Genomic DNA, 1,117 nt, shown 5'->3' on the forward strand with positions numbered 1-1,117 from the left:
CGAGGCTGCTGTGTAGTCGGTGCAAGTTGTACCAGCCCTCGATGAAGTCGAAGATCGCAGTGCGGGCGGTGGCCCGGCTGGGCCAGGAACCCGTGTCGAGCAACTCCCGCTTGATGGTGGCGAAGAACGACTCGGCGGGCGCGTTGTCCCAGCACTGCCCGGTGCGGCCGACGGACAGGCGGACGCCGAACTCCGTTGCCAGGGTGGCGAATTGCTGACTCGTGTACTGACATCCACGATCCGAGTGGAAGATCACTGGCCGGGTGGGACGACGCTGGCGGCAGGCGGATGTGAGAGCGTCCGCGACCAGTTCGGTCCGCAGGTGGTCGGCGGTGGACCAGCCGACGACGCGGCGGGAGGCGATGTCGATGACGGTGGCCAGATAGAGCCAGCCCTCCTCGGTGGCAACGTAGGTGATGTCACCGCACCAGCGGGTGTCGACGCCGTCCGGGTCGGGGGCGAAGTCCCGGACGACGAGGTCGGGCCGGGACGTGGCCCGCGGGTCGGGGATCGTCGTCAGCTGCCGTCGTCTGCGGTGCTGGCCCTGCAGCCCGGCGTTGCGCATCAGTCTGGCGATGCGGCGTCGGCCGCAGTCCTCGCCCTGTCGTTGCAGGGCGGCGTGGACTCGCGGGGCTCCGTAGGTCCCGCGGGACCGCTCGTGGACTTCGGCGATCTTCTCGGTCAGCTCGGCATCGCGGACCGCCCGCGGACCGGTCCTGCCACTGCGGCGGGCGTAGAAGGCGGCTCGGGAGACCTGCAGCAGTTCACACGCGCGCTTGACGTTGTGACCGTCTCGCTTCTCCGCCTCGATGAACGGGTGCACCGTCACCGGGTCTCCTTCGCGAAGAAAGCCGTCGCCCGCTTGAGGACCTCCACGTCCTCCCGCAACCGGCGGTTCTCCCGCCGCAGCGCGGCCAACTCCTCACGTTCGCTGCTGGTCAGCCCATCGCGCTCGCCCGCGTCGACCTCGGCCTGGCTGACCCACAGCCGCACCGCGGTCTCGGTCAGGTCGAAGTCCTTGGCGACCTGACCGACCGAGCGGTCACCGCGCCGGCACAGCTCGACGATCTCGGCCTTGAACTCCGGCGTGAACGAACGGCGAGGCCGAGGCTTCTTC

The 1,117-nt window shown here is 69.5% G+C and carries 2 protein-coding genes; both read right to left on the reverse strand.

Annotated features, from left to right (window positions below; translation table 11 throughout):
* A partial coding sequence (locus ACZ4S3_RS40260) for an IS3 family transposase (RefSeq protein WP_467943773.1) occupies positions 1 to 829 on the reverse strand: 829 nt, incomplete at its 3' end.
* The coding region (locus ACZ4S3_RS40265; RefSeq protein WP_467943775.1) for a transposase at positions 826 to 1,117 on the reverse strand (292 nt) is incomplete at its 5' end. The genes ACZ4S3_RS40260 and ACZ4S3_RS40265, both read right to left, overlap by 4 nt.

The sequence above is a fragment of the Streptomyces sp. NPDC028368 genome, from assembly GCF_055565615.1.